37 protein-coding genes are annotated in these 24,660 nt (G+C 66.5%); all 37 read left to right on the top strand.

The genetic code is table 11. From position 1 onward, the window contains the following. Positions 1-368 precede the first annotated feature (368 nt). The 37 genes from rpsJ (at position 369) to glmS (ending at position 24,648) form a co-directional block, all read left to right on the top strand. Positions 369-677 carry a 30S ribosomal protein S10 gene (rpsJ, locus tag ASF68_RS06100; RefSeq protein ID WP_005050520.1) on the top strand — a complete coding sequence of 103 codons (309 nt, stop codon included), beginning with the start codon at positions 369-371 and terminating at the stop codon, positions 675-677. Positions 678-701: 24 nt separating this feature from the next. Further along, positions 702-1,355 (top strand): 50S ribosomal protein L3, encoded by a 654-nt coding sequence (gene rplC / locus ASF68_RS06095; RefSeq protein ID WP_056008154.1) that lies wholly within the window; start codon positions 702-704, stop codon positions 1,353-1,355. A 4-nt stretch (positions 1,356-1,359) separates the two neighbouring features. Continuing rightward, positions 1,360-2,025: a 50S ribosomal protein L4 gene (gene rplD, locus ASF68_RS06090; RefSeq protein ID WP_056008151.1), complete on the top strand. Its 666-nt coding sequence runs from the start codon at positions 1,360-1,362 to the stop codon at positions 2,023-2,025. Then, complete coding sequence (rplW, locus tag ASF68_RS06085) at positions 2,022-2,321, top strand: 50S ribosomal protein L23 (protein WP_056008147.1); 300 nt, start codon at positions 2,022-2,024, stop codon at positions 2,319-2,321. The genes rplD and rplW overlap by 4 nt, the downstream gene beginning before the upstream one ends. Before the next feature lie 28 nt (positions 2,322-2,349). Then, complete coding sequence (gene rplB, locus ASF68_RS06080) at positions 2,350-3,189, top strand: 50S ribosomal protein L2 (protein ID WP_056008143.1); 840 nt, start codon at positions 2,350-2,352, stop codon at positions 3,187-3,189. A gap of 12 nt (positions 3,190-3,201) precedes the next feature. Further along, positions 3,202-3,483 carry a 30S ribosomal protein S19 gene (gene rpsS / locus ASF68_RS06075; protein ID WP_056008140.1) on the top strand — a complete coding sequence of 94 codons (282 nt, stop codon included), beginning with the start codon at positions 3,202-3,204 and terminating at the stop codon, positions 3,481-3,483. Positions 3,484-3,509: 26 nt separating this feature from the next. Next, on the top strand, positions 3,510-3,902 hold the full coding sequence (gene rplV, locus ASF68_RS06070; protein ID WP_056008137.1) for a 50S ribosomal protein L22: 393 nt from the start codon (positions 3,510-3,512) through the stop codon (positions 3,900-3,902). Next, on the top strand, positions 3,902-4,690 hold the full coding sequence (rpsC, locus tag ASF68_RS06065; RefSeq protein ID WP_056008134.1) for a 30S ribosomal protein S3: 789 nt from the start codon (positions 3,902-3,904) through the stop codon (positions 4,688-4,690). The genes rplV and rpsC overlap by 1 nt, the downstream gene beginning before the upstream one ends. Positions 4,691-4,692: 2 nt before the next feature. Then, positions 4,693-5,112 carry a 50S ribosomal protein L16 gene (gene rplP, locus ASF68_RS06060; protein WP_056008131.1) on the top strand — a complete coding sequence of 140 codons (420 nt, stop codon included), beginning with the start codon at positions 4,693-4,695 and terminating at the stop codon, positions 5,110-5,112. After that, positions 5,112-5,447 carry a 50S ribosomal protein L29 gene (rpmC, locus tag ASF68_RS06055; protein ID WP_056008128.1) on the top strand — a complete coding sequence of 112 codons (336 nt, stop codon included), beginning with the start codon at positions 5,112-5,114 and terminating at the stop codon, positions 5,445-5,447. The genes rplP and rpmC overlap by 1 nt, the downstream gene beginning before the upstream one ends. Positions 5,448-5,449: 2 nt before the next feature. Beyond that, complete coding sequence (gene rpsQ / locus ASF68_RS06050) at positions 5,450-5,770, top strand: 30S ribosomal protein S17 (protein ID WP_056008125.1); 321 nt, start codon at positions 5,450-5,452, stop codon at positions 5,768-5,770. A 31-nt stretch (positions 5,771-5,801) separates the two neighbouring features. Next, the gene (gene rplN, locus ASF68_RS06045; protein WP_056008123.1) at positions 5,802-6,170 is read left to right on the top strand and encodes a 50S ribosomal protein L14; all 369 of its coding nucleotides are present in this window, start codon (positions 5,802-5,804) and stop codon (positions 6,168-6,170) included. A gap of 3 nt (positions 6,171-6,173) precedes the next feature. Continuing rightward, on the top strand, positions 6,174-6,533 hold the full coding sequence (rplX, locus tag ASF68_RS06040; protein WP_056008121.1) for a 50S ribosomal protein L24: 360 nt from the start codon (positions 6,174-6,176) through the stop codon (positions 6,531-6,533). After that, a complete protein-coding gene (rplE, locus tag ASF68_RS06035; protein WP_056008119.1) occupies positions 6,533-7,117 on the top strand; it encodes a 50S ribosomal protein L5 in 585 nt (194 codons plus the stop codon). The genes rplX and rplE overlap by 1 nt, the downstream gene beginning before the upstream one ends. Positions 7,118-7,262: 145 nt before the next feature. Beyond that, the gene (gene rpsH, locus ASF68_RS06030) at positions 7,263-7,661 is read left to right on the top strand and encodes a 30S ribosomal protein S8 (protein WP_056008118.1); all 399 of its coding nucleotides are present in this window, start codon (positions 7,263-7,265) and stop codon (positions 7,659-7,661) included. 6 nt (positions 7,662-7,667) lie between these two features. Beyond that, the gene (gene rplF, locus ASF68_RS06025; RefSeq protein WP_056008113.1) at positions 7,668-8,204 is read left to right on the top strand and encodes a 50S ribosomal protein L6; all 537 of its coding nucleotides are present in this window, start codon (positions 7,668-7,670) and stop codon (positions 8,202-8,204) included. Between the two features lie 2 nt (positions 8,205-8,206). Continuing rightward, positions 8,207-8,566 (top strand): 50S ribosomal protein L18, encoded by a 360-nt coding sequence (gene rplR / locus ASF68_RS06020; RefSeq protein WP_056008110.1) that lies wholly within the window; start codon positions 8,207-8,209, stop codon positions 8,564-8,566. Then, the gene (rpsE, locus tag ASF68_RS06015; protein ID WP_056008107.1) at positions 8,563-9,273 is read left to right on the top strand and encodes a 30S ribosomal protein S5; all 711 of its coding nucleotides are present in this window, start codon (positions 8,563-8,565) and stop codon (positions 9,271-9,273) included. Before rplR ends, rpsE begins: the two co-directional genes overlap by 4 nt. After that, entirely contained in the window at positions 9,273-9,455 is a 183-nt protein-coding gene (gene rpmD / locus ASF68_RS06010; RefSeq protein WP_079001710.1) for a 50S ribosomal protein L30, read from the top strand. Before rpsE ends, rpmD begins: the two co-directional genes overlap by 1 nt. Further along, positions 9,455-10,051 carry a 50S ribosomal protein L15 gene (gene rplO, locus ASF68_RS06005; RefSeq protein WP_082455896.1) on the top strand — a complete coding sequence of 199 codons (597 nt, stop codon included), beginning with the start codon at positions 9,455-9,457 and terminating at the stop codon, positions 10,049-10,051. The genes rpmD and rplO overlap by 1 nt, the downstream gene beginning before the upstream one ends. Positions 10,052-10,144: 93 nt before the next feature. Continuing rightward, positions 10,145-11,473 (top strand): preprotein translocase subunit SecY, encoded by a 1,329-nt coding sequence (gene secY / locus ASF68_RS06000; RefSeq protein WP_056008105.1) that lies wholly within the window; start codon positions 10,145-10,147, stop codon positions 11,471-11,473. Further along, positions 11,470-12,075, top strand: coding sequence for an adenylate kinase (locus ASF68_RS05995; protein ID WP_056008102.1), 606 nt, complete (start codon positions 11,470-11,472; stop codon positions 12,073-12,075). The genes secY and ASF68_RS05995 overlap by 4 nt, the downstream gene beginning before the upstream one ends. Before the next feature lie 20 nt (positions 12,076-12,095). Beyond that, positions 12,096-12,935, top strand: a complete 840-nt coding sequence (gene map / locus ASF68_RS05990) for a type I methionyl aminopeptidase (RefSeq protein WP_255353621.1) — start codon at positions 12,096-12,098, stop codon at positions 12,933-12,935. A 47-nt stretch (positions 12,936-12,982) separates the two neighbouring features. Beyond that, entirely contained in the window at positions 12,983-13,867 is an 885-nt protein-coding gene (locus ASF68_RS05985; RefSeq protein ID WP_056008099.1) for an aminodeoxychorismate lyase, read from the top strand. 152 nt (positions 13,868-14,019) lie between these two features. Continuing rightward, the gene (infA, locus tag ASF68_RS05980) at positions 14,020-14,241 is read left to right on the top strand and encodes a translation initiation factor IF-1 (protein ID WP_017885304.1); all 222 of its coding nucleotides are present in this window, start codon (positions 14,020-14,022) and stop codon (positions 14,239-14,241) included. Between the two features lie 80 nt (positions 14,242-14,321). Then, complete coding sequence (gene rpmJ / locus ASF68_RS05975) at positions 14,322-14,435, top strand: 50S ribosomal protein L36 (protein WP_021759549.1); 114 nt, start codon at positions 14,322-14,324, stop codon at positions 14,433-14,435. A gap of 161 nt (positions 14,436-14,596) precedes the next feature. Continuing rightward, a complete protein-coding gene (gene rpsM / locus ASF68_RS05970; protein ID WP_056008097.1) occupies positions 14,597-14,971 on the top strand; it encodes a 30S ribosomal protein S13 in 375 nt (124 codons plus the stop codon). A gap of 41 nt (positions 14,972-15,012) precedes the next feature. Beyond that, the gene (rpsK, locus tag ASF68_RS05965) at positions 15,013-15,411 is read left to right on the top strand and encodes a 30S ribosomal protein S11 (RefSeq protein ID WP_056008094.1); all 399 of its coding nucleotides are present in this window, start codon (positions 15,013-15,015) and stop codon (positions 15,409-15,411) included. A gap of 157 nt (positions 15,412-15,568) precedes the next feature. After that, the gene (locus tag ASF68_RS05960; RefSeq protein ID WP_056008091.1) at positions 15,569-16,561 is read left to right on the top strand and encodes a DNA-directed RNA polymerase subunit alpha; all 993 of its coding nucleotides are present in this window, start codon (positions 15,569-15,571) and stop codon (positions 16,559-16,561) included. 44 nt (positions 16,562-16,605) lie between these two features. Then, positions 16,606-17,157: a 50S ribosomal protein L17 gene (rplQ, locus tag ASF68_RS05955; protein ID WP_056008088.1), complete on the top strand. Its 552-nt coding sequence runs from the start codon at positions 16,606-16,608 to the stop codon at positions 17,155-17,157. Between the two features lie 94 nt (positions 17,158-17,251). After that, on the top strand, positions 17,252-18,265 hold the full coding sequence (locus ASF68_RS05950; protein WP_056008085.1) for a GNAT family N-acetyltransferase: 1,014 nt from the start codon (positions 17,252-17,254) through the stop codon (positions 18,263-18,265). Continuing rightward, a complete protein-coding gene (truA, locus tag ASF68_RS05945; RefSeq protein WP_056008082.1) occupies positions 18,255-19,199 on the top strand; it encodes a tRNA pseudouridine(38-40) synthase TruA in 945 nt (314 codons plus the stop codon). The genes ASF68_RS05950 and truA overlap by 11 nt, the downstream gene beginning before the upstream one ends. Before the next feature lie 174 nt (positions 19,200-19,373). Beyond that, complete coding sequence (rplM, locus tag ASF68_RS05940; RefSeq protein WP_056008079.1) at positions 19,374-19,820, top strand: 50S ribosomal protein L13; 447 nt, start codon at positions 19,374-19,376, stop codon at positions 19,818-19,820. A 28-nt stretch (positions 19,821-19,848) separates the two neighbouring features. Beyond that, positions 19,849-20,334 carry a 30S ribosomal protein S9 gene (gene rpsI, locus ASF68_RS05935; RefSeq protein ID WP_056008076.1) on the top strand — a complete coding sequence of 162 codons (486 nt, stop codon included), beginning with the start codon at positions 19,849-19,851 and terminating at the stop codon, positions 20,332-20,334. A gap of 25 nt (positions 20,335-20,359) precedes the next feature. Next, entirely contained in the window at positions 20,360-21,721 is a 1,362-nt protein-coding gene (gene glmM, locus ASF68_RS05930; RefSeq protein WP_056008073.1) for a phosphoglucosamine mutase, read from the top strand. A gap of 47 nt (positions 21,722-21,768) precedes the next feature. Then, the gene (gene coaA, locus ASF68_RS05925; protein WP_056008070.1) at positions 21,769-22,719 is read left to right on the top strand and encodes a type I pantothenate kinase; all 951 of its coding nucleotides are present in this window, start codon (positions 21,769-21,771) and stop codon (positions 22,717-22,719) included. An 81-nt stretch (positions 22,720-22,800) separates the two neighbouring features. Next, positions 22,801-24,648: a glutamine--fructose-6-phosphate transaminase (isomerizing) gene (glmS, locus tag ASF68_RS05920; RefSeq protein ID WP_056011458.1), complete on the top strand. Its 1,848-nt coding sequence runs from the start codon at positions 22,801-22,803 to the stop codon at positions 24,646-24,648. Positions 24,649-24,660: the final 12 nt, after the last annotated feature.

Below are 24,660 nucleotides of genomic sequence, written 5' to 3'. Positions count from 1 at the left end.
ACTAGTCCAGTTCAGTATTTCGGACGAGCGTGCCTGTGCGCGCTCCGGCGGATCACTGCCAGGTAGTGCATAGGAGCTCCCAGACGCGGCAACGCGACAGGGATCGAGCCTAGGCCGCGGGTAGCAGAACACCAATCACTTCATCGCAATCCAGGTCGTAGCAGCGCTGCGCCCAGCCCCGACCACGAGTCGGAGTGGAAGCCGGTGGATGACCACGAGGGTCGCAAGACGCGAGTGGTCGTTGACAGCAGAACAGTGGTGCGACACCAGTAGTGCCAATGGCGCGGAGCAACCGAACGTTGCAAAGCGCACGATATGCGTCCAATACGGAGAGATCCGCACGACGCGAGACAGAGAGTGAGTCACACATGGCGGGACAGAAGATCCGCATCCGACTGAAGTCGTATGACCATGAGGTCATCGATACTTCGGCGCGCAAGATCGTCGACACGGTCACCCGTGCAGGCGCAACCGTCGTCGGCCCCGTGCCGCTTCCGACGGAGAAGAACGTGGTCTGCGTGATCCGTTCGCCGCACAAGTACAAGGACAGCCGGGAGCACTTCGAAATGCGCACCCACAAGCGTCTGATCGACATCATCGACCCGACCCCGAAGGCCGTCGACTCGCTCATGCGTCTCGACCTGCCGGCGGACGTCAACATCGAGATCAAGCTCTGAGCTCGGTAGAGACGGAAGGAAGACATGTCTAACACCAAGACCAGCAAGGGTCTGCTCGGCACCAAGCTCGGCATGACCCAGGTATGGGACGAGAACAACAAGCTCGTTCCCGTCACCGTCATCGAGATCACGCCCAACGTGGTCACCCAGGTCCGCACCCCCGAGGTCGACGGCTACGACGCCGTGCAGATCGCGTACGGCCAGATCGATCCCCGCAAGGTCAGCAAGCCTGACGCGGGTCACTTCGACAAGGCCGGCGTGACGCCGCGTCGTCACCTCACCGAGGTCCGCACCGCTGACGCATCCGAGTACTCGCTCGGCCAGGAGCTCACCGTCGACGGTGTCTTCGAGGCCGGCCAGAAGGTCGACGTCGTCGGCACTTCGAAGGGTAAGGGTTTCGCCGGTGTCATGAAGCGTCACAACTTCAAGGGAACGGGCGCATCTCACGGTGCTCACCGCAACCACCGCAAGCCGGGTTCCATCGGCGCCTCCTCGACCCCCAGCCGTGTCTTCAAGGGCATGCGCATGGCCGGTCGTATGGGTGGCGAGCGCGTCACCGTGCTGAACCTCCGGGTTCACGCGATCGACGCCGAGAAGGGCCTGCTGCTCGTCAAGGGTGCCGTTCCCGGCGCTCGTGGCCGCATCGTATTCGTCCGCACCGCAGTGAAGGGAGCGTAGTTCCATGGCTATCGCTACTCTCGACGTGCTCGACACCAAGCTCAAGAAGGCCGGCACCGTCGACCTTCCTGCCGAGGTGTTCGACGTTCAGACCAACATCCCGCTCATCCACCAGGTGGTCGTCGCGCAGCTCGCTGCCGCACGCCAGGGCACGCACAAGACCAAGCGCCGCGGCGAAGTGTCCGGTGCAGGCCGCAAGCCGTTCAAGCAGAAGGGCACGGGTAACGCTCGTCAGGGCTCCATCCGCGCACCTCAGATGACCGGCGGTGGCATCGTCCACGGTCCAGTGCCCCGCAGCTACTCGCAGCGCACCCCCAAGAAGATGATCGCCGCAGCTCTGCTCGGTGCCATCTCCGACCGCGCTCGTGGCAGCCGCCTCCACGTCGTCGACTCGCTCTCGTTCGGCGAGAAGCCGTCGACGAAGGTCGTCTCCGAGTACCTGACGAACGTCGCTTCCTCGAAGCACGTCCTGATCGTCCTCCAGCGCAACGACGAGCTCAGCCACCGCAGCGTCCGCAACCTGCAGAACGTGCACGTGCTGTCGTACGACCAGCTGAACGCATACGACGTGCTCGTCTCCGACGACATCGTCTTCACCAAGGCCGCCTTCGAGGCATTCGTCGCCAGCAAGACCGGCGCCAAGGCCGCAACCGAGGAGGTCTCGGCATGACCGCGATCAACAAGGACCCCCGCGACGTCATCTTCGCGCCGGTCGTCTCCGAGAAGAGCTACAGCCTGATCGACGAGGGCAAGTACACCTTCCTCGTCGACCCGCGCTCGAACAAGACCGAGATCAAGCTCGCCATCGAGAAGATCTTCGGTGTCGAGGTCGCTTCGATCAACACCCTCACCCGTCAGGGCAAGACCCGTCGCACCAAGTTCGGCACCGGAAAGCGCAAGGACACCAAGCGCGCCATCGTGTCGCTCAAGTCGGGTTCCATCGACATCTTCACGGCTGTTGGCTAAGACGGCCGGGAACGAAGAGGAATAAGAAATGGCTATTCGTAAGTACAAGCCCACGACTCCTGGTCGTCGCGGTTCGTCTGTCGCGGACTTCGCGGAGATCACCCGTACGACGCCGGAGAAGTCGCTGCTTCGTCCGTTGTCGAAGACCGGTGGTCGCAACAACCAGGGTCGCATCACGACGCGTCACATCGGTGGTGGCCACAAGCGCCAGTACCGTCTGATCGACTTCCGTCGCAACGACAAGGACGGCGTCAACGCCAAGGTCGCTCACATCGAGTACGACCCCAACCGCACGGCTCGTATCGCGCTGCTCCACTTCGTGGACGGCACCAAGCGCTACATCCTCGCTCCGAACAAGCTGAGCCAGGGCGACATCGTCGAGTCGGGCGCCGGCGCGGACATCAAGCCGGGTAACAACCTGCCCTTGAAGAACATCCCGACCGGTACCGTCATCCACGCGATCGAGCTCCGTCCCGGTGGCGGCGCGAAGATGGCCCGCTCCGCGGGTGCATCGGTGCGTCTCGTCGCGAAGGACGGCCCGTACGCGCAGCTCCGTCTGCCGTCCGGCGAGATCCGCAACGTCGACCTGCGCTGCCGCGCCACCATCGGTGAGGTCGGCAACGCCGAGCAGTCGAACATCAACTGGGGTAAGGCCGGCCGTAAGCGCTGGCTGGGCGTCCGCCCGACCGTCCGTGGTGTCGCGATGAACCCGATCGACCACCCGCACGGTGGTGGTGAGGGCAAGACCTCCGGTGGACGTCACCCGGTCAGCCCGTGGGGCCAGAAAGAAGGCCGCACGCGCCACCCCAACAAGGAAAGCGACAAGCTCATCGTTCGTCGTCGTACCGCCGGCAAGAAGCGTAAGTAGGAGTAAGAGAAGATGCCACGCAGTCTCAAGAAGGGCCCCTTCGTCGACGACCACCTGCTCCGCAAGGTCGTCACGGCGAACGAGGCCAGCAACAAGAACGTGATCAAGACCTGGTCGCGTCGATCGATGATCATCCCGGCCATGCTGGGTCACACCATCGCCGTCCACGACGGTCGCAAGCACATCCCGGTGTTCGTCACCGAGACGATGGTCGGGCACAAGCTCGGCGAGTTCGCGCCCACCCGCACCTTCCGTGGACACGTGAAGGACGACAAGAAGGGCCGTCGCCGCTAACGCGGTGACGTGAAGGAGGAAGAGAAATGGTGGAGTCGATCGCCCGCGTGCGACACATCCGCGTCACCCCCCAGAAGGCCCGTCGTGTCGTCGCGCTCATCCGTGGCAAGCAGGCTCAGGAGGCCTTGGCCATCCTGAAGTTCGCACCGCAGAGTGCCAGCGAGCCCATCTACAAGCTCGTTGCCTCGGCCATCGCGAACGCTCGCGTCACGGCCGACAAGGACAACGTGTTCCTGGACGAGCAGGACCTGTACATCGCGAAGGCGTACGTCGATGAGGGCGCAACCCTCAAGCGTTTCCGTCCCCGCGCACAGGGCCGCGCGTTCCGCATCCTCAAGCGCACCAGCCACATCACCGTCGAGCTCTCGACGCCTGATGAGACTGCCGGCGCTGCCAAGGCCAAGAAGGTGAGCAAGTAATGGGTCAGAAAGTCAATCCATACGGCTTCCGTCTGGGAATCACGACCGACCACGTGTCGCGTTGGTTCTCCGACAGCACGAAGAAGGGTCAGCGTTACAGCGACTTCGTCGCGGAAGACGTCAAGATCCGCCGTCTGCTGGCGACCTCGCTCGACCGCGCTGGAGTCAGCCGCATCGAGATCGAGCGAACCCGTGACCGCGTCCGCGTCGACATTCACACCGCCCGTCCGGGCATCGTGATCGGTCGTCGTGGCGCCGAGGCCGAGCGCATCCGTGCCGACCTCGAGAAGCTCACGAAGAAGCAGATCCAGCTGAACATCCTCGAGGTCAAGAACCCCGAGGCCGACGCTCAGCTCGTCGCACAGGGCATCGCCGAGCAGCTCTCCGCACGTGTGGCCTTCCGCCGCGCGATGCGTAAGGGCCTGCAGGGCGCCCAGCGCACGTCCACCGTCAAGGGTGTCCGTATCCAGGTGTCCGGCCGTCTCGGCGGCGCTGAGATGAGCCGTTCCGAGTTCTACCGCGAAGGCCGTGTGCCGCTGCACACGCTCCGCGCGAACATCGACTACGGCTTCTACGAGGCGAAGACCACGTTCGGCCGCATCGGCGTGAAGGTCTGGATCTACAAGGGCGACATCACCAACAAGGAGCTTGCTCGCGAGCAGGCCAACCAGAAGTCGACGCGTCCCGAGCGCCGTGACGGTGGCGACCGCCCCCGTCGCAACGCCGGTCCGAGCAGCGCCCCCAAGGCAGCTGTCGAGGCGCCCGCCGCCGCAGGAGTTGAGGCATAACCATGTTGATCCCACGCAAAGTCAAGCACCGGAAGCAGCACCACCCCGGCCGTTCCGGCCAGGCCACCGGTGGCACCAAGGTGTCGTTCGGTGAGTACGGCATCCAGGCCCTGACGCCCGCTTACGTGACCAACCGTCAGATCGAGTCCGCTCGTATCGCCATGACGCGTCACATCAAGCGCGGCGGCAAGGTGTGGATCAACATCTACCCCGACCGTCCGCTGACCAAGAAGCCCGCCGAAACCCGCATGGGTTCCGGTAAGGGTTCGCCCGAGTGGTGGGTCGCGAACGTCAAGCCGGGTCGTGTGCTGTTCGAGGTCGCCGGAGTCGATGAGACCCTGGCCCGCGAGGCGCTCACCCGTGCAATCCACAAGCTGCCCCTCAAGGCACGCATCATCAAGCGCGAGGAGGGCGACGCATAATGGCGATCGGATCCAAGGAGCTCACCCCCGTCGAGCTCGACACCTTTGAAGACCAGCGCCTCGTCGAGGAGCTCCGCAAGGCCAAGGAAGAGCTGTTCAACCTGCGCTTCCAGTCGGCCACGGGGCAGCTCGAGAACCACGGCCGCCTGCGCGCCGTGAAGCGCGACATCGCTCGCATCTACACGGTCATCCGTGAGCGCGAGCTCGGCATCCGGGCCACGCCGACCGTCGAGGTCGTCGAGGCCAAGGCCGAGAAGAAGACCAAGAAGGCCAAGGCCGCACCGAAGTCCGAGGACACCGCTGCAGCCGACGCCGAGACCACGAAGGAGGCCTAGACATGGCTACCGCTACTGACAAGGCCCCCGAGGGTCACGAGTCGGCCGAGCACGACGTCAAGGACGCCGCTGCTCGTGGCTACCGCAAGACCCGTCGTGGTCTGGTGACCAGCGACAAGATGGAGAAGACCATCGTCGTCGAGGTCGAGGACCGCGTGAAGCACCCGCTCTACGGCAAGGTCATCCGCCGCACCTCCAAGGTCAAGGCTCACGACGAGGCGAACTCCGCCGGCATCGGCGACCTCGTCCTGATCAGCGAGACCCGCCCGACCAGCGCCACCAAGCGCTGGCGCCTGGTCGAGATTCTCGAGAAGGCCAAGTAGGCCTCGCGGCTTACTGAGAGGAAAGCGAACAATGCTTCAGCAAGAATCACGAGTCAAGGTCGCCGACAACACCGGTGCCAAGGAGCTCCTGACCATTCGTGTGCTCGGTGGCTCCGGCCGCCGCTACGCGGGTCTCGGTGACACCATCGTCGCGACCGTCAAGGACGCGATCCCCGGTGGCAACGTCAAGAAGGGCGACGTCGTCAAGGCGGTCATCGTCCGCACCCGCAAGCAGACCCGTCGTCCCGACGGTTCCTACATCAAGTTCGACGAGAACGCCGCTGTCATCCTGAAGGCTGACGGGGACCCCCGTGGTACCCGCATCTTCGGACCGGTCGGTCGCGAGCTTCGTGACAAGAAGTTCATGAAGATCGTCTCGTTGGCGCCGGAGGTTATCTAAGTCATGGCAAAGATCAAGAAGGGCGACCTGGTTCAGGTCGTCTCCGGCCCGAAGCAGGACCGCGGTGGTTACCGCGGCAAGCAGGGTCGCGTCATCGAGGTCCTGGCGGACAAGAACCGGGTGATCGTGGAGGGCGTCAACTACGTCACGAAGCACTCCCGTGTCGGCCAGACCCAGCGTGGGACGAAGACCGGCGGCATCGAGACCGTCGAGGCTTCGATCCACATCTCCAACGTCGCGCTCGTCGACCCGGAGACCAAGGGCCCGACCAAGGTCGGCCACCGCAACGAGGAAGTCACGAAGGACGGCGTCACCAAGACGGTCCGCGTTCGTTACGCCAAGAAGTCAGGTAAGGACCTCTAATGACCGACACAGAAGTGGCGACTGGCAAAATCCAGCCCCGTCTCAAGCAGAAGTACCGCGCTGAGATCCTTCCGCAGCTGCAGAAGGACTTCGGCTTCACGAACGTGCACCAGGTGCCCGGTCTCGTGAAGGTCGTCGTCAACACCGGTGTGGGCGAGGCAGCCCGCGACAGCAAGGTCATCGACGGCGCTGTTTCGGACCTCACCAAGATCACCGGCCAGAAGCCGCAGGTCACCAAGGCTCGCAAGTCCATCGCGCAGTTCAAGCTGCGCGAGGGTCAGCCCATCGGCGCTCACGTCACGCTTCGTGGCGACCGCGCCTGGGAGTTCCTGGACCGCCTGCTGAGCCTCGCTCTTCCGCGTATCCGCGACTTCCGCGGCCTCTCGGACAAGCAGTTCGACGGCAACGGCAACTACACCTTCGGTCTCCAGGAGCAGTCCATGTTCCACGAGATCGACCAGGACAAGATCGATCGCGTCCGCGGCTTCGACATCACCGTCGTGACCACGGCCAAGAACGACGACGAGGGTCGCGCGCTGCTCAAGGCGCTCGGCTTCCCGTTCAAGGCAGCTGAGTCCAAGTAGGCTGAGCTTCTGCCCGGTCCTCGGTGTATGTCGAGGACCGGGCTTCCGCCCGTTCGGGGCACTCCTGCCCAGAACGGTTCAACCACCACAGGTCGGCACCCTTGCACAGGATGTCGAAACCTGGTGAACAAAGGAAACACTCGATATGACCATGACAGATCCGGTCGCAGACATGCTGACCAGACTGCGCAATGCGAACTCGGCGCACCACGACACCGTGTCGATGCCGCACTCCAAGCTCAAGGTGAACATCGCCGAGATCCTCAAGTCCGAGGGCTACATCTCCGGCTGGGAGGTCGCTGACGCGGCCGTCGGACAGACGCTCTCGCTGAGCCTCAAGTTCGGCCCGAACCGCGAGCGCTCCATCGCCGGCATCAAGCGCGTCTCGAAGCCCGGCCTCCGCGTCTACGCGAAGTCGAACGAGATCCCCAAGGTCCTCGGCGGCCTCGGCGTCGTCATCCTGTCCACCTCCAGCGGACTCCTCACGGACCGCCAGGCCGAGAAGAAGGGCGTGGGTGGGGAAATCCTCGCCTACGTGTGGTAGCCAGTCATGTCTCGTATTGGAAGACTCCCCATCGACATCCCGGCAGGCGTCACCATCGACGTCGCCGGCCAGAACGTCACCGTCAAGGGCCCGAAGGGTGAGCTCTCGCTCGTCGTCGCCAGCCCCATCGAGGTCAAGCTCGAAGACGCACAGCTGCTGGTCACGCGTCCTGACGACGAGCGCAACTCGCGTTCGCTCCACGGCCTGACCCGCACGCTCATCGCGAACCAGATCATCGGCGTCACCCAGGGCTACTCCAAGGGCCTCGAGGTCGTCGGTACCGGTTACCGCGTCGCACAGAAGGGCAGCGCCGTCGAGTTCGCGCTCGGCTTCTCGCACCCCGTCACCGTCGAGCCGCCGGTCGGCATCACGCTGACCGTCGAGGGCAACAACAAGCTCACGGTCGCCGGTATCGACAAGCAGGCCGTCGGCGAGGTCGCCGCCAACATCCGTAAGATCCGCAAGCCCGAGCCGTACAAGGGCAAGGGCGTGCGCTACGCCGGCGAGATCGTGCGTCGCAAGGCCGGAAAGGCTGGTAAGTAACCATGGCTCGTCCAACGAAGACTGCCGCACGTGGCCGTCGCCACGCGCGTCTGCGCAAGAAGGTCGAGGGCACCGCGGTCCGTCCGCGCCTCGTCGTCAACCGTTCAGCCCGTCACGTGTTCGTGCAGGTTGTCGATGACACGAAGGGTCACACCCTCGTCTCCGCCTCGACCATGGAGGACACCCTCCGGACGTTCGACGGCGACAAGACCGCCAAGTCGCGCAAGGTCGGCGAACTCATCGCCGAGCGTGCGAAGGCAGCCGGCATCGAAGATGTCGTATTTGACCGTGGAGGCAACCGCTACGCAGGTCGCGTGGCAGCAATTGCCGATGGTGCTCGAGAGGGCGGATTGAACCTGTGAGCGAAGACAACAAGCAGCTGCAAGAGCCTGTCGCAACCGTGGCCGAGGCCCCGGTCGAGACCGCGGCGTCGACGGCACCGACCGGTGACCGCGAGCCCCGCGAGGCGCGTCGCGGAGGCCGTGAGCGCAACCCGAACCGCGACCGCGGAAGCCGCGACAGCGACAAGAGCCAGTTCCTGGAGCGCGTCGTGACCATCAACCGTGTCTCGAAGGTCGTGAAGGGTGGTCGCCGCTTCAGCTTCACCGCCCTCGTGGTCGTCGGTGACGGCAACGGCATGGTCGGCGTCGGCTACGGTAAGGCCCGCGAAGTGCCCCTCGCGATCGCGAAGGGCGTCGAGGAGGCGAAGAAGAACTTCTTCCGCGTCCCGCGCGTCGGTTCGACCATCCCGCACCCCACCCAGGGTGAGGCGGCAGCCGGTGTGGTGCTCCTGCGCCCCGCCGCCGCCGGTACCGGTGTCATCGCCGGTGGTCCGGTCCGCGCCGTCCTCGAGTGCGCCGGTATCCACGACGTCCTGAGCAAGTCGCTCGGTTCGTCCAACACGATCAACATCGTCCACGCGACCGTCACGGCGCTGAAGCAGCTCGAGGAACCTCGTGCCGTTGCAGCTCGTCGTGGTCTCGAGTTCGACCAGGTCGCTCCGGCCCGTCTGCTCCGCGCAGAGGCAGAGGCCGTTCAGGCGGCCGCTGCTGCGAAGGTAGGTGCCTGATGGCCCAGCTGAGGATCACCCAGATCAAGGGCAGAATTAGTGAGAAGCAGAACCAGCGCGACACGCTTCGCAGCCTGGGTCTCCGTCGCATCGGTGCTGTCGTCGTCCGTCCGGACAACGCACAGAACCGCGGCTACGTGAACACTGTTGCTCACCTCGTACAGGTTGAGGAGATCGACTAATGGCTGAGAAGAACGAAACCACTGAGGAGAAGGCCCCCAAGGCCGCTGCGAAGGCAGCTCCGAAGACGGCCGCTGCGAAGTCCGAGCCGAAGGCGAAGGCGGCCCCCAAGGCTGCTGCTGCCAAGAAGCCCGCGACGGACGAGCCCGCCGAGAAGCGCGAGCAGGTCCTGAAGGTCCACCACCTCCGTCCCGCCGCCGGTGCCAAGAAGGCCCGGATGCGCGTCGGTCGCGGTGAGGCGTCCAAGGGTAAGACCGCTGGTCGCGGTACCAAGGGTACGAAGGCCCGCTACAACGTCAAGGTCGGCTTCGAGGGTGGGCAGATGCCGCTGCACATGCGCACCCCGAAGCTCCGTGGCTTCAAGAACCCCTTCCGTGTCGAGTACCAGGTCGTGAACCTGGAGAAGCTCGCCGAGCTGTACCCCAAGGGTGGCGACGTCACCACGGTCGACCTCGTCGCCAAGGGTGCCGTCCGGAAGAACGAGAAGGTCAAGGTTCTCGGAAACGGTGACATCTCGGTTAAGCTGAATGTCGCGGTCGACAAGGTCTCCGGCTCAGCTGAGCAGAAGATCGTGGCAGCCGGGGGCAGCGTCAAGTAGCCCTCGGCCGGCTCCGCACAGGAGCTCACTCGGGTGGCCGGCATCATGCCGGTCACCCGGGCCGACCCCGCACCATCCCACAGGAGGCCCCTTTTGTTCACCGCCATCGGCCGGATCTTCCGGACCCCGGATCTTCGTCGGAAGATCGGGTTCACACTCGGAATCATCGCCATCTACCGGCTCGGGTCCTTCATCCCAGCTCCGTTCGTGAACTTCCCGAACGTGCAGCAGTGCCTCGCGAACCAGCAGGCAGCAGGAGCTTCGGGCCTCTACGAGCTCGTCAACCTCTTCAGCGGTGGCGCTCTCCTCCAACTCTCCATCTTCGCGCTGGGCATCATGCCCTACATCACCGCGTCGATCATCGTCCAGCTGCTCCGCGTGGTCATCCCGCACTTCGAGACGCTGCACAAGGAAGGCCAGTCCGGCCAGGGCAAGCTGACGCAGTACACCCGCTACCTGACGATCTTCCTCGGCATCCTCCAGTCGACGACGCTGATCACGGTCGCGAAGAGCGGTGCGCTCTTTGGGAACCAGGGCGGCGTCTGCGCCGACCTCATCACCGCCCAGGGCGGCACCTGGTACGGCATGCTCCTCATGGTCGTCACCATGACCGCGGGCACCGGCCTCGTCATGTGGATGGCCGAGCTCGTCACCGAGCGTGGTGTCGGCAACGGCATGTCCCTCCTCATCTTCACGTCCATCGCCGCGACCTTCCCCGGTTCGCTCGCCGCCATCTGGACCGCGAAGGGACCGGAGGTCTTCCTCCTCGTCCTCGCCGTCGGGCTGGTCATCGTCGGGCTCGTCGTGTTCGTCGAACAGTCGCAGCGCCGCATCCCGGTGCAGTACGCCAAGCGCATGGTCGGACGCCGCACCTACGGCGGCAACAACACCTACATCCCCATCAAGGTCAACATGGCCGGTGTGGTGCCCGTTATCTTCGCGTCGTCGATCCTGTACCTGCCGGCCCTCATCGCGCAGTTCAACCAGCCGACGACCGGTACGCCGGCGCCGTGGGTCCTCTGGATCCAGCAGTACCTCACCAAGGGTGACCACCCGCTGTACATGCTCATGTACTTCCTGCTCATCGTCGGGTTCACCTACTTCTACGTCGCGATCACCTTCAACCCCGAAGAGGTCGCCGACAACATGAAGAAGTACGGCGGCTTCATCCCGGGCATCCGCGCGGGTCGCCCGACGGCCGAGTACCTCGACTACGTGCTGACACGGGTCACGCTTCCCGGCTCGATCTATCTGGGGTTGATCGCGCTCCTGCCACTCATCGCTCTGGCGCTCGTCGGCGCGAATGCGAACTTCCCCTTCGGCGGCGCATCGATCCTCATCATCGTCGGCGTCGGCCTCGAGACGGTGAAGCAGATCGACTCGCAGCTCCAGCAGCGCCACTACGAAGGACTCCTGCGTTGAGCGCGTCCGGAAAGCCCCGTCTGCTCATCGTCGGTCCTCCCGGGTCCGGCAAGGGCACGCAGGCAGCCTTCCTGTCGGAGCGCTTCGGCATCCCGGCGATCTCGACCGGAGACATCTTCCGCGCGAACATCAAGGGCGGCACGCCGCTCGGCAAGCAGGTCCAGGAGCTCGTCCGCGGGGGCGGCTACGTCCCGGACTCGTTGACCAACGAGATCGTGCGCGACCGCCTGCACCAGCCGGACGCCCTCGACGGGTTCCTGCTCGACGGGTACCCGCGCACGACCGACCAGGTCGTCGCGCTCGACGCGCTCCTCGCGGAGAACGGCACGAGTCTCGACGCGGTCGTGCAGTTGCAGGCCGAGACGGAGGAGGTCGTCGTCCGGTTGCTGAAGCGTGCTGAAGCGGAAGGTCGCCCCGACGACACCGAAGACGTCATCCGTCACCGGCTCGAGCTGTACGCGAAGGAGACCGCTCCGCTGATCGAGGTCTTCACCGCGCGCGGACTCGTCGTCGCCGTGGACGGACTCGGTGAGGTGTCCGAGGTGACCGCCCGCATCGATGCCGCGTTGGCAGCTCGCGGCATCATCGTGCCCGCCGTCTGACGCAGAACGCCTCCAGTACGGTGTTCCGGAAGTCGATCTACAAGACCCCCGAGCAGATGCGCGCGATGATCGCGCCCGGGCTCGCCACGGCGGCGTCGCTCGACGCCGTCCGCGAACGGATCGCTCCCGGAGTCACGACCCTGCAGCTCGACGCGGTGGCGGAGGCGGCGATCATCGCTGCCGGTGGCCACTCCAACTTCAAGCTCGTCCCGGGATATCGGCACACGGTCTGCACCTCGGTGAACGATGACGTCGTGCACGGGATCCCCGGCGGCCGGGTCCTCGCTCCCGGTGACATCGTCTCGGTCGACAGCGGGGCGGAGATCGACGGCTGGAACGGCGATTCGGCGATGACCATCGTCCTGCCGGACCCGAGCCGTCCGGAACTCGTCGCCGAGCGCGAGCGGTTGTCGGCCGTGACCGAAGGGTCGCTGTGGGCCGGCATCGCCGAACTCGCGACGGCGCGTCACCTCAATCAGGTCGGTGCGGCGATCGAGGAGTACGTCGAGGACCATTCCCCTGAGGGCCGTCCGTACGGCATCCTCACCGACTACGTCGGTCACGGCATCGGTCGCACGATGCACGAGGCGCCGCCGGTCTTCAACTACCGCGTCCGCCAGCGCGGCCCCGAGGTGAAGCCCGGGCTCGTGGTGGCCATCGAGCCGATGGTGGTGGCGGGGAGCCCCGACACCTTCGTCCGCGACGACGAATGGACGGTCGCCACGCTCGACGGTGCGGCTGCAGCGCACTGGGAGCACAGCGTGGCCGTGCACCGCGACGGCATCTGGGTGCTGACGGCGTCAGATGGCGGCGCTGCGGCCCTGGCCGCGTTCGGTGTCACACCGGTCCGCCCCGCCTGATCACCGCGCTGCCGGCGTCGGCTGCGCCACCGGTAGAGTTGCTCGTCATGAGTGCTCCGATCGTGTTCCTGCTCGACGTCCTGCCAGCAGACGCCATGGCCGACGAGGCGACGCTCGAAGCGTCGATCACCTCCGGCGGTGACGGCTCCGGTGTCCTGAGCGTCTTCGACCTGGGGCCGGCACGCGGCGACGGGATCTTCGAGACGATCGGTGTGGTCGGGCGCCACGCGCAGTCGGTCGACGCGCACCTCGCCCGCCTGACCGAATCGGCGGCCATCCTCGACCTGCCTGCGCCGAACCACGCGCAGTGGCGGACGGCCGTCGATCGCGCGGTCGCAGCGCTCCCGGACGCCGAGCAGAGCGCGGTGCGTCTCGTCCTCACCCGGGGGAGCGGTGAGCGTCCGACGGCCTGGGTCTCGGCGACACCGGCGAGCGGATTCCCGGAACGAGCGGACGGGATCGAGGTCGTGCTCCTGGATCGTGGCCTGTCGAGTGACGTCCAGGAGCGGTCGCCCTGGCTGCTCGCGGGCGCGAAGACGCTCTCGTACGCGGTCAACATGGCCGCCCTCCGGGAGGCGCACCGTCGTGGCGCGGACGACGTGCTCTTCGTGAGCAGCGACGGGTTCGTGCTCGAGGGGCCGACCTCGACCGTGGTCGCCCGGATCGGGGGCACCTTCGTCACGCCGCCCGCGTCGAGCGGGATCCTTCCCGGCACCACGCAACTGGCGCTCTGGGAGCACCTCGAAGCCGAGGGACACCCGTGTGAACACCGCATGCTGACCCCGGACGATGTGATGCAGGCCGATGCGGTGTGGTTGCTGTCGAGCGTGCGGCTGGCCGCCCCCGTCGCAGCCGTCGACGGCCGGCCGGTCGGCATCGACCGAGGACTCACGGCGGAGCTGAACGCCGCCCTCCTCGCGCGGACCGAGTGACGACGGGCGCCTCTCGACGTTGAGTTGGTGAAACGCCGAAACATAGCATAGAATCGATCTTTGGTGCTTTCTGCATGCCTTCGGCGAGCCGACATCCGCACCGCAATCCATCCGCACGACCAGTGCGACTCAACCTGAGCGACAGTGAGGCTATGGCCAAAAAAGACGGCGTCATCGAGATCGAGGGCCAAGTGGTCGAGGCTCTGCCCAACGCGATGTTCCGCGTTGAGCTGACCAACGGACACAAGGTACTTGCCCACATTTCGGGCAAAATGCGTCAGCACTACATCCGCATCCTCCCAGAGGACCGCGTGATCGTGGAACTGACCCCCTACGACCTGACCCGTGGTCGGATCGTCTACCGCTACAAGTAGGTCGCGCTGTAAGTAACGGCCGGACGCGCCGCCACCAACCGGTGTCGGGCCCGGCACGACGACAGCGAAAAGAGAGAACTATGAAGGTCAAGCCCAGCGTCAAGAAGATCTGCGACAAGTGCAAGGTCATCCGTCGCAACGGCCGCGTCATGGTCATCTGCGAGAACCCGCGCCACAAGCAGCGCCAGGGTTGATCTCAGAGGACCTGCAGTACGCAGCCCTGAGCACCACAGCAGCACCCCTCTAACGGCAGTTCCATATCCTGCAACGCGCAAGCGCGGCGGGGGACACCTCGGGTCGGAGGCCCGAGCACCGGAATTGCTCCACACCTCCACAACTCCTAGGAGAAGCCACCATGGCACGTCTCGCCGGCGTAGACATCCCACGCGACAAGCGCGTGGAAGTTGCACTGACGTACATCTACGGTGTTGGCCGCACGCGGTCACTCAAGACCCTCGCCGACACCGGCATCAGCGGAGACATCCGCGTGAAGGATCTCACCGATGACCAGCTGATCGCCCTGCGCGATTACATCGAGGGCACCTTCAAGGTCGAGGGTGACCTCCGCCGTGAGGTCGCCGCCGACATCCGCCGCAAGGTGGAGATCGGGTCCTACCAGGGCATCCGTCACCGTCGTGGCCTTCCGGTCCACGGCCAGCGCACCAAGACCAATGCGCGCACCCGCAAGGGCCCGAAGCGCACCGTCGCCGGCAAGAAGAAGGCCCGCTAGGCCCCGCCTAGTCGCCTCGTCATAGGACTCAGGAGATATTCATGGCAGCACCAAAGTCGGCCGTTCGGAAGCCGCGTAAGAAGGAAAAGAAGAACATCGCCGTGGGCCAGGCCCACATCAAGTCGACGTTCAACAACACGATCGTCTCGATCACCGACCCCTCGGGCGCGGTCATCAGCTGGGCTTCGTCCGGTGGCGTCGGCTTCAAGGGTTCGCGCAAGTCGACCCCGTTCGCCGCACAGCTCGCCGCCGAGTCGGCTGCGCGTCAGGCGCAGGAGCACGGCATGAAGAAGGTCGACGTCTTCGTCAAGGGACCGGGCTCCGGCCGCGAGACCGCGATCCGTTCGCTCCAGGCCGCAGGCCTCGAGGTCGGTTCGATCAACGACGTCACGCCTCAGGCACACAACGGTTGCCGCCCCCCGAAGCGTCGCCGCGTCTAATTCCTTCGGTTCACCGGCCGTGATCCGTCCGTGGCGATCATCTGATCGCCGCGGACGGATCACGGCATGGTCCTGGTGACCAGGGCCAGCGAACACAATTCAATACCTCGCCAACGCAAGTGTCATATAGCGGACACTTAGCCGAAAGGAATCCATAGTGCTCATCGCACAGCGCCCTACGCTCACCGAAGAATCCATCTCGGAGTTCCGCAGCCGGTTCATCATCGAGCCGCTCGAGCCAGGCTTCGGGTACACCCTCGGGAACTCGCTCCGTCGCACCCTGCTGTCGTCCATCCCGGGCGCCGCAGTCACGAGCATCCGCATCGACGGTGTGCTGCACGAGTTCAGCACCATCCCCGGTGTCAAGGAAGACGTCACCGAGATCATCCTGAACATCAAGGGTCTCGTCGTCTCCAGCGAGCACGACGAGCCGATCACGGCGTACCTCCGCAAGACCGGCGCAGGCCAGGTCACCGCGGCCGACATCTCGGCTCCGGCCGGTGTCGAGGTCCACAACCCGGACCTGGTCATCGCGACGCTCAACGACAAGGCGAAGTTCGAGCTCGAGCTCACGATCGAGCGTGGCCGTGGCTACGTCTCGGCGACGCAGAACCGCAACGAGTTCAGCGAAGCCGGTCAGATCCCCGTCGACTCGATCTACTCGCCCGTCCTCAAGGTGACCTACCGCGTCGAGGCGACTCGTGCCGGTGAGCGCACCGACTTCGACCGCCTGGTCGTCGACGTCGAGTCGAAGCCGGCGATCACGCCGCGCGACGCCATCGCGTCGGCCGGTCGCACGCTGACCGAGCTGTTCGGTCTGGCCCGCGAGCTCAACACCGCCGCAGAGGGCATCGAGATCGGCCCCGCGCCGGTCGACGCCGTGCTGCCCGGCGAGCTCTCGATCCCGATCGAGGACCTCGACCTCTCCGTGCGCTCGTACAACTGCCTCAAGCGTGAGGGCATCAACAACGTCAGCGAGCTCGTTGCGCTGTCGGAGACGCAGCTCATGAACATCCGCAACTTCGGTCAGAAGTCGGTGGATGAGGTTCGCGACAAGCTCACCGAAATGGGCCTCTCGCTGAAGGACTCGGTCCCCGGGTTCGACGGCGCCCACTTCTACAGCGGCTACGACGACGAGACCGTCTCCTAGCTCGCGATCCACCTGACGACTTTCCAACCTGAAGAGAGACAAGAATGCCTACTCCCACCAAGGGACCCCGCCTCGGAGGCGGCCCCGCTCACGAGCGTCTGCTGCTCGCCAACCTCGCTGCTGCGCTGTTCACCCACAAGCGCATCCAGACCACCGAGACCAAGGCGAAGCGTCTTCGTCCCCTCGCTGAGCGCCTGATCACCTTCGCGAAGCGTGGCGACCTGCACGCCCGCCGTCGGGTGCTCGCGACCATCACCGACAAGAGCGTCGTCCACGAGCTCTTCACGGAGATCGCTCCGCTCGTCGCCGACCGTCAGGGCGGCTACACGCGCATCATCAAGACCGGCTACCGCAAGGGCGACAACGCTCCGATGGCCGTGATCGAGCTCGTCCTCGAGCCCGTCACGCCGAAGGCGAAGCCGGCCAAGCAGTCGGCGAAGCACGCCGCAGCGCCGGTCGACGAGGCTCCTGCCGAGGAGACGCCCGCTGCCGCCGAGGTCGAGGCTGCTGAGGCAGTCGAGGCAACGGAGACCGACGGCGAGTCGGTCCACGCCGGCGAGACCACCGACGAGGCTCCCGCGAAGGACGCCAAGTAGGTTCGGCACCACACGAACGGAACCCCGCTCTCCGCACGGAGGGCGGGGTTCCGTCGTTCCCGGGCACGTTTCGACGGTGTCCTAGGCTGGAGGCATGAGTACCACTCCTGCCGTTCCGGACGGCCGCCCGGCACGTCCACAGCACCCCGAGATCACGCAGTGGCGTCCGGCGGAGCGCGCGGACATCGACGACATCGTCGCGCTGTGCCGCGCCATGGACCCCTTCGACAACCCCCACCGGGTGACGAGCCGTGACGAGATCGCCGACGAGTTCGATCACGAGTGGATCGACATGGCGACCGACAGTCTGCTCGCGTTCGCCGAGGACGGGACGCTCGTCGCCTACGCGATGGTGATCCTGTCGCCGTCGAGGGACGTCTCCGTGTACTCCTACGTGTTCGGCGGCGTGCACCCCGCGTGGCGCGAGCGTGGGATCGGTCGTGTCCTGCTCGCCTGGTCCCTCGAGCGGTCCGAGCAGCAGCTGGCCTCGGTGGAGACGGGCGCTCCGGCCTCCTCGCGGGCCTACGTCGACGAACGCAACACCGCGGCGGCGCGATTGTTGGAGCGGTTCGGGTTCGGCGTGGCACGCTACTTCACCATCATGGAGCGCGACCTCTCCCGGTCGGTCGACGAGATCGACGTCCCAGCCGGCGTGACGCTCGAGGAGTACCGGCCCGAGTTCGCCGATCGCACGCGCGACGCACGGAACGACTCCTTCCGCGACCACTGGGGGAGCCTCGAGACAGTTCCGGCGATGTGGGCGCAGTTCGTGGGCGGCGCACACTTCCGAGACGACCTCTCGGTGGTGGCGGTAGCCGACGACGGACGGGTCGTCGGGTTCACCCTGGCGGAGGTCGACGAGGACAGCTGGTCTGCTCAGGGCTTCACGAGCGCCTACATCGCCCTGGTGGGTACCGTCCGCGACTGGCGCGGGCGGCGCCTGGCTCCGGCCCTCCTCGCCGCGGCACTCCGACGGATCCAGGCCGCCGGTCTGGAGCGGGCGACGCTCGAGGTCGACACGGCCAGCCCGACGGGAGCGCTCGGGCTCTACGAACGGCAGGGGTTCGTCGCGACGACGCGTGATCTGGCGTACGTCCGTGAGCGGTGACGCATCCGAGGCGGAGGGTGTCCTTCCGGCGCAGCGGTTCAAACTCGCGATCGCCTACGACGGGACGGACTTCGCCGGGTGGGCGAAGCAACCCGGCCTCCGGACGGTCGAAGGAGTCCTCGAGGAGGCGCTCTACCGGGTGCTCGGGAAGACCGTTCCACCAGTGCCGCGGTTCGTGGTCGCCGGCCGCACCGACGCCGGCGTCCACGCGTCGGGTCAGGTGGCGCACCTCGACCTGACCGAGCGCCAGTTGGCCAAGATCACCCGCCTGCAGGGCCGCCACGCGGAGTTCCCTGACGGCTCACCGCGCTTCGAGAGCGCGAGCACCCTGCTGGCCCGGCGACTGAACGGCGTCCTCGGGATGGATCGCGACGTGGTCATCCACGTGGCCGAGCCGGCTCCGGAGGGCTTCGACGCGCGGTTCTCCGCCGTCTGGCGTCACTACCGGTACCGGCTCGCCGACGCCGGCGTGCGCAAGGACCCGATCGTCCGCCGCACCACGAGCTGGACGACCTCCTCACTCGACCTCGAGCTGCTCCAGCAGGCGGCGGCGTCCCTCGTCGGACTCCACGACTTCCAGGCGTACTGCAAACCGCGACCTCGGGCCACGACCATCCGGACCCTGCAGGCCTTCAGCTGGGAACGCGACGACGCGGGAGTGCTCGTCGCCCGGCTCACCGCGGACGCGTTCTGCCACAGCATGGTCCGCTCGCTCGTCGGTGCCTGCGTCGCCGTGGGGGAGGGGCGCCTCTCGCTGGAGGAGGTCGTCCGGCTCCGGGACGGCGGCCACCGGGAGATCGACTTCCGGGTCATGCCGGCGCGGGGACTCACCCTCGTCGAGGTCGGGTATCCGGAGCCCGGGCTCCTGCAGTCGCGCGCAGCGACGACGCGGCAGCGGCGGAGTCATGAGCACGTGGCGGCCGGCGCCGATTGATCGCGGGTGTGAATTGACCGACGAGGGGTGATCACGTAGACTCTCCCGTTGGTGCCTGCGCCTTCTGCGGTGCGGTACCCGAAGTTGAGCCCTCCACCTCGGGCGTTCCGATCGGAACTCCCAACAGGAGCGGGATTCACGAACGACCAACTCCGACCAGAAAGCAGCACTATTGTGACGCGCACGTATTCCCCGAAGGCCAGTGAGATCACGCACGACTGGGTCGTCATCGACGCCACCGACGTGGTCCTCGGCCGCCTGGCCAGCCACGCCGCAGCGCTCCTGCGCGGCAAGCACAAGGCGACCTTCTCCCCGCACATGGACGGTGGCGACTTCGTCATCATCGTCAACGCGGACAAGGTGGCCCTCACCGGCGCCAAGCTCCTGCAGAAGAAGGCCTACCGCCACTCCGGTTACCCGGGCGGGCTCTCGGCCGTCACCTACGCCGAGCTCCTCGAGAAGAACCCGATCCGCGCCGTCGAGAAGGCGATCCGCGGCATGCTGCCGAAGAACTCCCTCGGCCGCGACCAGCTGAAGAAGCTCAAGGTCTACACCGGCAGCGAGCACCCTCACGCCGCTCAGCAGCCCAAGCCGTTCACGCTCGACCAGGTCGCCCAGTAAGCACCGGACAAGAAAAAAGGATTTTACAGTGGCGAACATCGCAGATTCCATCGAAGAGACCCCGCAGAGCTACTCCACCGAGTCGGCTCCTGAAGCAGCTGTCACCGCGCCTCGCGCCGTGCTGAGCGTCCCCGGCGCAGCCGTCGGTCGTCGCAAGCAGGCCATCGCCCGCGTGCGCCTCGTCCCCGGCAGCGGCACCATCACGGTCAACGGCCGGACGCTCGAGGACTACTTCCCGAACAAGCTGCACCAGCAGCTCATCAACGACCCGTTCACCGTCCTCGACCTGGTCGGCGGCTACGACGTCATCGCACGCATCTCCGGTGGTGGCCCCTCGGGCCAGGCCGGTGCGCTGCGTCTCGGCATCGCGCGCTCGCTCAACCAGATCGACGAGGAGAACAACCGCGCCACGCTGAAGAAGGCCGGCTTCCTCTCCCGCGACGCTCGCGTCAAGGAGCGTAAGAAGGCCGGACTCAAGAAGGCCCGTAAGGCTCCGCAGTTCTCGAAGCGCTAATCGCGCTCAGGACAAGCGAAGCTCAATGCCTCAGCTGTTTGGTACCGACGGTGTTCGCGGTCTCGCGAACGCCGACCTGACGGCAGACCTCGCTCTCGGCCTTGCCCAAGCCACCGCAGTGGTGCTTGGGCAAGGCCGTAGTGCTGAGGCCCGCCGTGCCGCCGGGAAGCGCCCGGTCGCCGTGCTCGCACGCGACCCCCGCATCTCCGGCGAGTTCCTGTCCGCCGCCGTCGCGGCGGGCCTGGCGTCCTCGGGCGTCGACGTGCTCGAGGCAGGCGTCCTGCCGACGCCCGCGACGGCGTTCCTCATCGCCGACATCGACGCCGACTTCGGCGTGATGATCTCCGCCTCGCACAACCCCGCGCCCGACAACGGCATCAAGATCTTCGCCCGTGGTGGCACCAAGCTCCCCGACGCCGTGGAGCGCCGGATCGAGGAGTACCTCGACCGCCCCAAGCTCAGCCCGACCGGTGCCGACGTCGGTCGCATCGTCCGGTTCGCCGACGCCGAGGACCGCTACGTCGTCCACCTGCTCGGCAGCCTCCCCAACCGCCTGGACGGCATCCACGTCGTCCTGGACTGCGCGCACGGCGCTGCCGCCGGCGTGTCACCGGAGACCTTCCGTGATGCCGGCGCGCGGGTCACGATCATCGGCAACGACCCTGATGGCATGAACATCAACGACGGGGTCGGCTCGACGCACCTCGACCTCCTGTCACGGGCGGTCCTCGAGCACGGCGCCGATCTGGGCATCGCGCACGACGGCGACGCGGACCGGTGCCTGGCGGTCGACGCCGACGGCAAGATCGTCGACGGCGACCAGATCATGGCGATCCTCGCGGTCTCGATGCAGGAGCGCGGCAAGCTCAAGGACGACACGCTCGTCGCGACCGTCATGAGCAACCTCGGATTGCACGTGGCCATGCGGGAGCACGGCATCACGGTCGTGCAGACCGGTGTGGGCGACCGCTACGTCCTCGAGGCGATGAACGAGCACGCCTACTCGCTGGGCGGTGAGCAGTCGGGCCACGTCATTATGGCCGACTACGCGACCACCGGCGACGGCATCCTCACGGGCCTGCACATCGTGGCCGAGATGGCGCGCACCGGCAAGACCCTCGCCCAGCTCGCCGAGGTCATGCAGGTGTACCCGCAGATCCTCGTCAACGTCACGGGCGTCGACCGCAACCGACTCGTCGGCGACGAGGTCGTCGACGCCGCGGTCCGCGACGCGGAGGCCGAGCTCGGCGACGAGGGCCGTGTGCTCCTGCGTCCGTCGGGCACGGAACCGCTCGTCCGGGTCATGGTCGAGGCGGCCGACCAGCCGACGGCGGACCGCTTGGCCCATCGTCTCGCCGACGTCGTCCGCGAACGACTCGCCATCTGAGTCGTCCGGCGGCGGGCCGGTGGGTCCAGCTGTGGAAGAGTGATCGCATGACTTCGACGACGAGTGGGGCCTCCGGGCAGCCGACGCCCTACGTGGAGATCGACCGCGCCGAGTGGGCGCGACTCGCTCCGGAGACGTCCACGCCGCTCAGCGAGACCGAGGTCGTGCAGATCCGCGGCCTCGGCGACCGCCTCGACATGCGGGAGGTCGAGGAGGTCTACGTACCGCTCAGCCGGCTGCTCAGCCTGTACGCGAAGGGGACGCAGGACCTCGGACGGGCGACGAGTCGGTTCCTCGGTGATCAGGCCCTCCGCACCCCGTTCGTCATCGGGGTCGCGGGCTCGGTGGCCGTCGGCAAGTCGACGATCGCCCGACTGCTGCGGGAGCTGCTCTCGCGCTGGCCGGACACCCCGCACGTCGAACTCGTGACGACTGACGGGTTCCTGTACCCGAACGAGGAGCTGCAGCGACGCGGCATCATGGATCGCAAGGGCTTCCCGGAGTCCTACGACCGCCGGGCCCTCCTGCGGTTCATCACGGCGGTGAAGAGTGGGGCCGCCGAGGTGCGCGCGCCGTTCTACTCGCATCTCCGTTACGACATCATCCCGACGGCGCAGGTGGTCGTGCGGCGTCCCGACGTCCTGATCGTCGAGGGGCTGAACGTCCTGCAACCGGCCGCGACCGCGAGCGGCCTCGCGATCAGCGACCTCTTCGACTTCAGCATCTACGTCGACGCCAGGACACGCGACATCGAGTCCTGGTACGTCGACCGGTTCATGGCGTTGAAGCGCGGCGCGTTCTCCAACCCGAACTCCTTCTTCAACGTCTTCGCCGAGCTCTCCGATGAGGAGGCCGCCGATCAGGCGCGCGGATTCTGGCGGTCGATCAACGAGCCGAACCTCGTCGACAACATCCGCCCGACCCGCTCCCGGGCGAAGCTCGTCCTGCGGAAGGACTCGGACCACACCGTGTCCTCGGTGCTGCTCCGCAAGCTCTGAGCGCCCCGTCCGGCACCTGACCGTCGAGCTGCGCGAGTTGGTGCAGCATCCTCGCAAAATCGCGCGATTATGCTGCTCTACATGTGTGGAATCGTGGGGTACGTCGGGAACGACAAGACGGTCGACGTCCTGATGGGCGGATTGAAGCGGCTCGAGTACCGGGGGTACGACTCCGCCGGGATCGCCGTCCTCGACGCGACGGGTTCGATGAACACGCGCAAGCGTGCCGGGAAGCTCGCCGTCCTCACCGAGGACCTCGCCGCGAACCCGATCGCCCCCGGGACGACCGGCATCGGCCACACCCGCTGGGCCACGCACGGCGGACCGACCGACCGCAACGCGCACCCGCACCTCGGCGACGAGGGGCGCCTCGCGCTCATCCACAACGGCATCATCGAGAACTTCGCCGAGTTGCGTGCCGAACTCCTCGCCGACGGGTTCACCTTCGAGAGCGACACCGACACGGAGATCGCCGCGGTCCTCATCGGCCGTGAGTACCGGTCGACGGGCGACCTCACCGAGGCCTTCCGCCGCGTCGTCGCCCGGCTCGACGGGGCCTTCACCCTGCTCGCGATGCACCAGGAGCTGCCCGGCGTCGTGATCGGAGCGCGCCGGAACTCGCCGCTCGTCATCGGCCTCGGCGACGGCGAGAACTTCCTCGGATCCGACGTGGCCGCCTTCGTGCAGTACACGCAGCGCGCGGTCGCGATCGGCCAGGACCAGATGGTCGTCATCACCCCGGACGACGTCACGGTCACCGACTTCTCCGGCAACCACGTCGTGACCGAGCCGTTCGAGATCCAGTGGGACGCGTCCGCGGCCGACAAGGGGGGCTGGTCGAGCTTCATGGCGAAGGAGATCAGCGAGGAGCCCGACGCCGTCGCCAACACGATCCGCGGACGGGTCGAGGGCGGACAGGTCGTCATCCCGGAACTCGCCGGCCTCGACGAGCTCTTCCTCGACATCAACCGCATCGTGATCATCGCCTGTGGCACGGCCGCGTACGCCGGAACCGTCGGCAGCTACGCGATCGAGCGGTGGGCGGGCATCCCGGTCACGGTGGAGCTCAGCCACGAGTTCCGCTACCGCGACCCGGTGATCGACGCCCGCACCCTCGTCATCTCGGTGAGCCAGTCGGGCGAGACGATGGACACGCTCATGGCGGTCCGTTTCGCGAGCGAGTCCGGCGCGAAGACCCTGTCGATCTGCAACACCCAGGGCGCGACGATCGCCCGCGAGTCCGACGCCGTCGTGTACACGCACGCCGGGCCGGAGGTCGCGGTCGCGTCGACGAAGGCGTTCACCGCGCAGATCACGGCGCTCTACCTGTTCGGCCTGCACCTGTCCCGCGTCCGCGGCACGCAGACGCCGGAGTTCCTGGCGGCGCAGGTCGAGGAGCTGCAGGCCGTCCCGGACAAGATCGCCAGCATCCTCGGCGCATCCGAGAAGATCGCTCAGCTCGCGCACTGGATGGCCGATTCCCGAGCGGTGCTCTTCCTCGGCCGGCACGTCGGATACCCGATCGCCCTCGAGGGTGCGTTGAAGCTCAAGGAACTCGCCTACATCCATGCCGAAGGGTTCGCCGGTGGCGAGCTCAAGCACGGACCGATCGCCCTCATCGAGCCGGGCCAGCCCGTCTTCGTGGTCGTGCCGAGCCCGCGGGGTTCCGCGATCCTGCACCCGAAGGTCGTCTCGACCATCGAGGAGATCCGCGCGCGCGGTGCCCGAGTGATCGCGATCGCCGAACAGGGTGACGCAGCGGTCCTGCCCTCGGCGGACGAGGTCATCCCGATCCCGCTCGCCGGTCCGCTCTTCGAGCCGCTCCTCGCGGTCATCCCGCTCCACATCTTCGCGATGGAGCTCGCGACGGCGAAGGGTCTGGACGTCGACCAGCCCCGCAACCTGGCGAAGTCCGTCACCGTCGAGTAGACGTCGGTCCGC

Origin of the sequence: Plantibacter sp. Leaf314 (genome assembly GCF_001423185.1) — a bacterium.
Lineage (GTDB): Bacteria > Actinomycetota > Actinomycetes > Actinomycetales > Microbacteriaceae > Plantibacter.
Note: the sequence above shows the minus strand (reverse complement) of the source record. Positions and strands in the feature narration are given on the sequence as shown.

What these genes read in the sequence shown, in the direction of transcription:
- rpsM (WP_056008097.1), top strand. Translation starts at nt 14,597, where the DNA reads ATGGCACGTCTCGCCGGCGTAGACATCCCACGCGACAAGCGCGTGGAA.
- rpsS (WP_056008140.1), top strand. Translation starts at nt 3,202, where the DNA reads ATGCCACGCAGTCTCAAGAAGGGCCCCTTCGTCGACGACCACCTGCTC.
- rplW (WP_056008147.1), top strand. Translation starts at nt 2,022, where the DNA reads ATGACCGCGATCAACAAGGACCCCCGCGACGTCATCTTCGCGCCGGTC.
- rpmC (WP_056008128.1), top strand. Translation starts at nt 5,112, where the DNA reads ATGGCGATCGGATCCAAGGAGCTCACCCCCGTCGAGCTCGACACCTTT.
- rpsQ (WP_056008125.1), top strand. Translation starts at nt 5,450, where the DNA reads ATGGCTACCGCTACTGACAAGGCCCCCGAGGGTCACGAGTCGGCCGAG.
- rplC (WP_056008154.1), top strand. Translation starts at nt 702, where the DNA reads ATGTCTAACACCAAGACCAGCAAGGGTCTGCTCGGCACCAAGCTCGGC.
- rplB (WP_056008143.1), top strand. Translation starts at nt 2,350, where the DNA reads ATGGCTATTCGTAAGTACAAGCCCACGACTCCTGGTCGTCGCGGTTCG.
- rpsJ (WP_005050520.1), top strand. Translation starts at nt 369, where the DNA reads ATGGCGGGACAGAAGATCCGCATCCGACTGAAGTCGTATGACCATGAG.
- infA (WP_017885304.1), top strand. Translation starts at nt 14,020, where the DNA reads ATGGCCAAAAAAGACGGCGTCATCGAGATCGAGGGCCAAGTGGTCGAG.
- rplV (WP_056008137.1), top strand. Translation starts at nt 3,510, where the DNA reads ATGGTGGAGTCGATCGCCCGCGTGCGACACATCCGCGTCACCCCCCAG.
- rplP (WP_056008131.1), top strand. Translation starts at nt 4,693, where the DNA reads ATGTTGATCCCACGCAAAGTCAAGCACCGGAAGCAGCACCACCCCGGC.
- rplO (WP_082455896.1), top strand. Translation starts at nt 9,455, where the DNA reads ATGGCTGAGAAGAACGAAACCACTGAGGAGAAGGCCCCCAAGGCCGCT.
- glmM (WP_056008073.1), top strand. Translation starts at nt 20,360, where the DNA reads ATGCCTCAGCTGTTTGGTACCGACGGTGTTCGCGGTCTCGCGAACGCC.
- rpmD (WP_079001710.1), top strand. Translation starts at nt 9,273, where the DNA reads ATGGCCCAGCTGAGGATCACCCAGATCAAGGGCAGAATTAGTGAGAAG.
- rpsC (WP_056008134.1), top strand. Translation starts at nt 3,902, where the DNA reads ATGGGTCAGAAAGTCAATCCATACGGCTTCCGTCTGGGAATCACGACC.
- rpsH (WP_056008118.1), top strand. Translation starts at nt 7,263, where the DNA reads ATGACCATGACAGATCCGGTCGCAGACATGCTGACCAGACTGCGCAAT.
- rplE (WP_056008119.1), top strand. Translation starts at nt 6,533, where the DNA reads ATGACCGACACAGAAGTGGCGACTGGCAAAATCCAGCCCCGTCTCAAG.
- rpmJ (WP_021759549.1), top strand. Translation starts at nt 14,322, where the DNA reads ATGAAGGTCAAGCCCAGCGTCAAGAAGATCTGCGACAAGTGCAAGGTC.
- rplQ (WP_056008088.1), top strand. Translation starts at nt 16,606, where the DNA reads ATGCCTACTCCCACCAAGGGACCCCGCCTCGGAGGCGGCCCCGCTCAC.
- rplN (WP_056008123.1), top strand. Translation starts at nt 5,802, where the DNA reads ATGCTTCAGCAAGAATCACGAGTCAAGGTCGCCGACAACACCGGTGCC.
- ASF68_RS05950 (WP_056008085.1), top strand. Translation starts at nt 17,252, where the DNA reads ATGAGTACCACTCCTGCCGTTCCGGACGGCCGCCCGGCACGTCCACAG.
- rplD (WP_056008151.1), top strand. Translation starts at nt 1,360, where the DNA reads ATGGCTATCGCTACTCTCGACGTGCTCGACACCAAGCTCAAGAAGGCC.
- ASF68_RS05985 (WP_056008099.1), top strand. Translation starts at nt 12,983, where the DNA reads ATGAGTGCTCCGATCGTGTTCCTGCTCGACGTCCTGCCAGCAGACGCC.
- rpsK (WP_056008094.1), top strand. Translation starts at nt 15,013, where the DNA reads ATGGCAGCACCAAAGTCGGCCGTTCGGAAGCCGCGTAAGAAGGAAAAG.
- coaA (WP_056008070.1), top strand. Translation starts at nt 21,769, where the DNA reads ATGACTTCGACGACGAGTGGGGCCTCCGGGCAGCCGACGCCCTACGTG.
- rplR (WP_056008110.1), top strand. Translation starts at nt 8,207, where the DNA reads ATGGCTCGTCCAACGAAGACTGCCGCACGTGGCCGTCGCCACGCGCGT.
- rplX (WP_056008121.1), top strand. Translation starts at nt 6,174, where the DNA reads ATGGCAAAGATCAAGAAGGGCGACCTGGTTCAGGTCGTCTCCGGCCCG.
- rplF (WP_056008113.1), top strand. Translation starts at nt 7,668, where the DNA reads ATGTCTCGTATTGGAAGACTCCCCATCGACATCCCGGCAGGCGTCACC.
- glmS (WP_056011458.1), top strand. Translation starts at nt 22,801, where the DNA reads ATGTGTGGAATCGTGGGGTACGTCGGGAACGACAAGACGGTCGACGTC.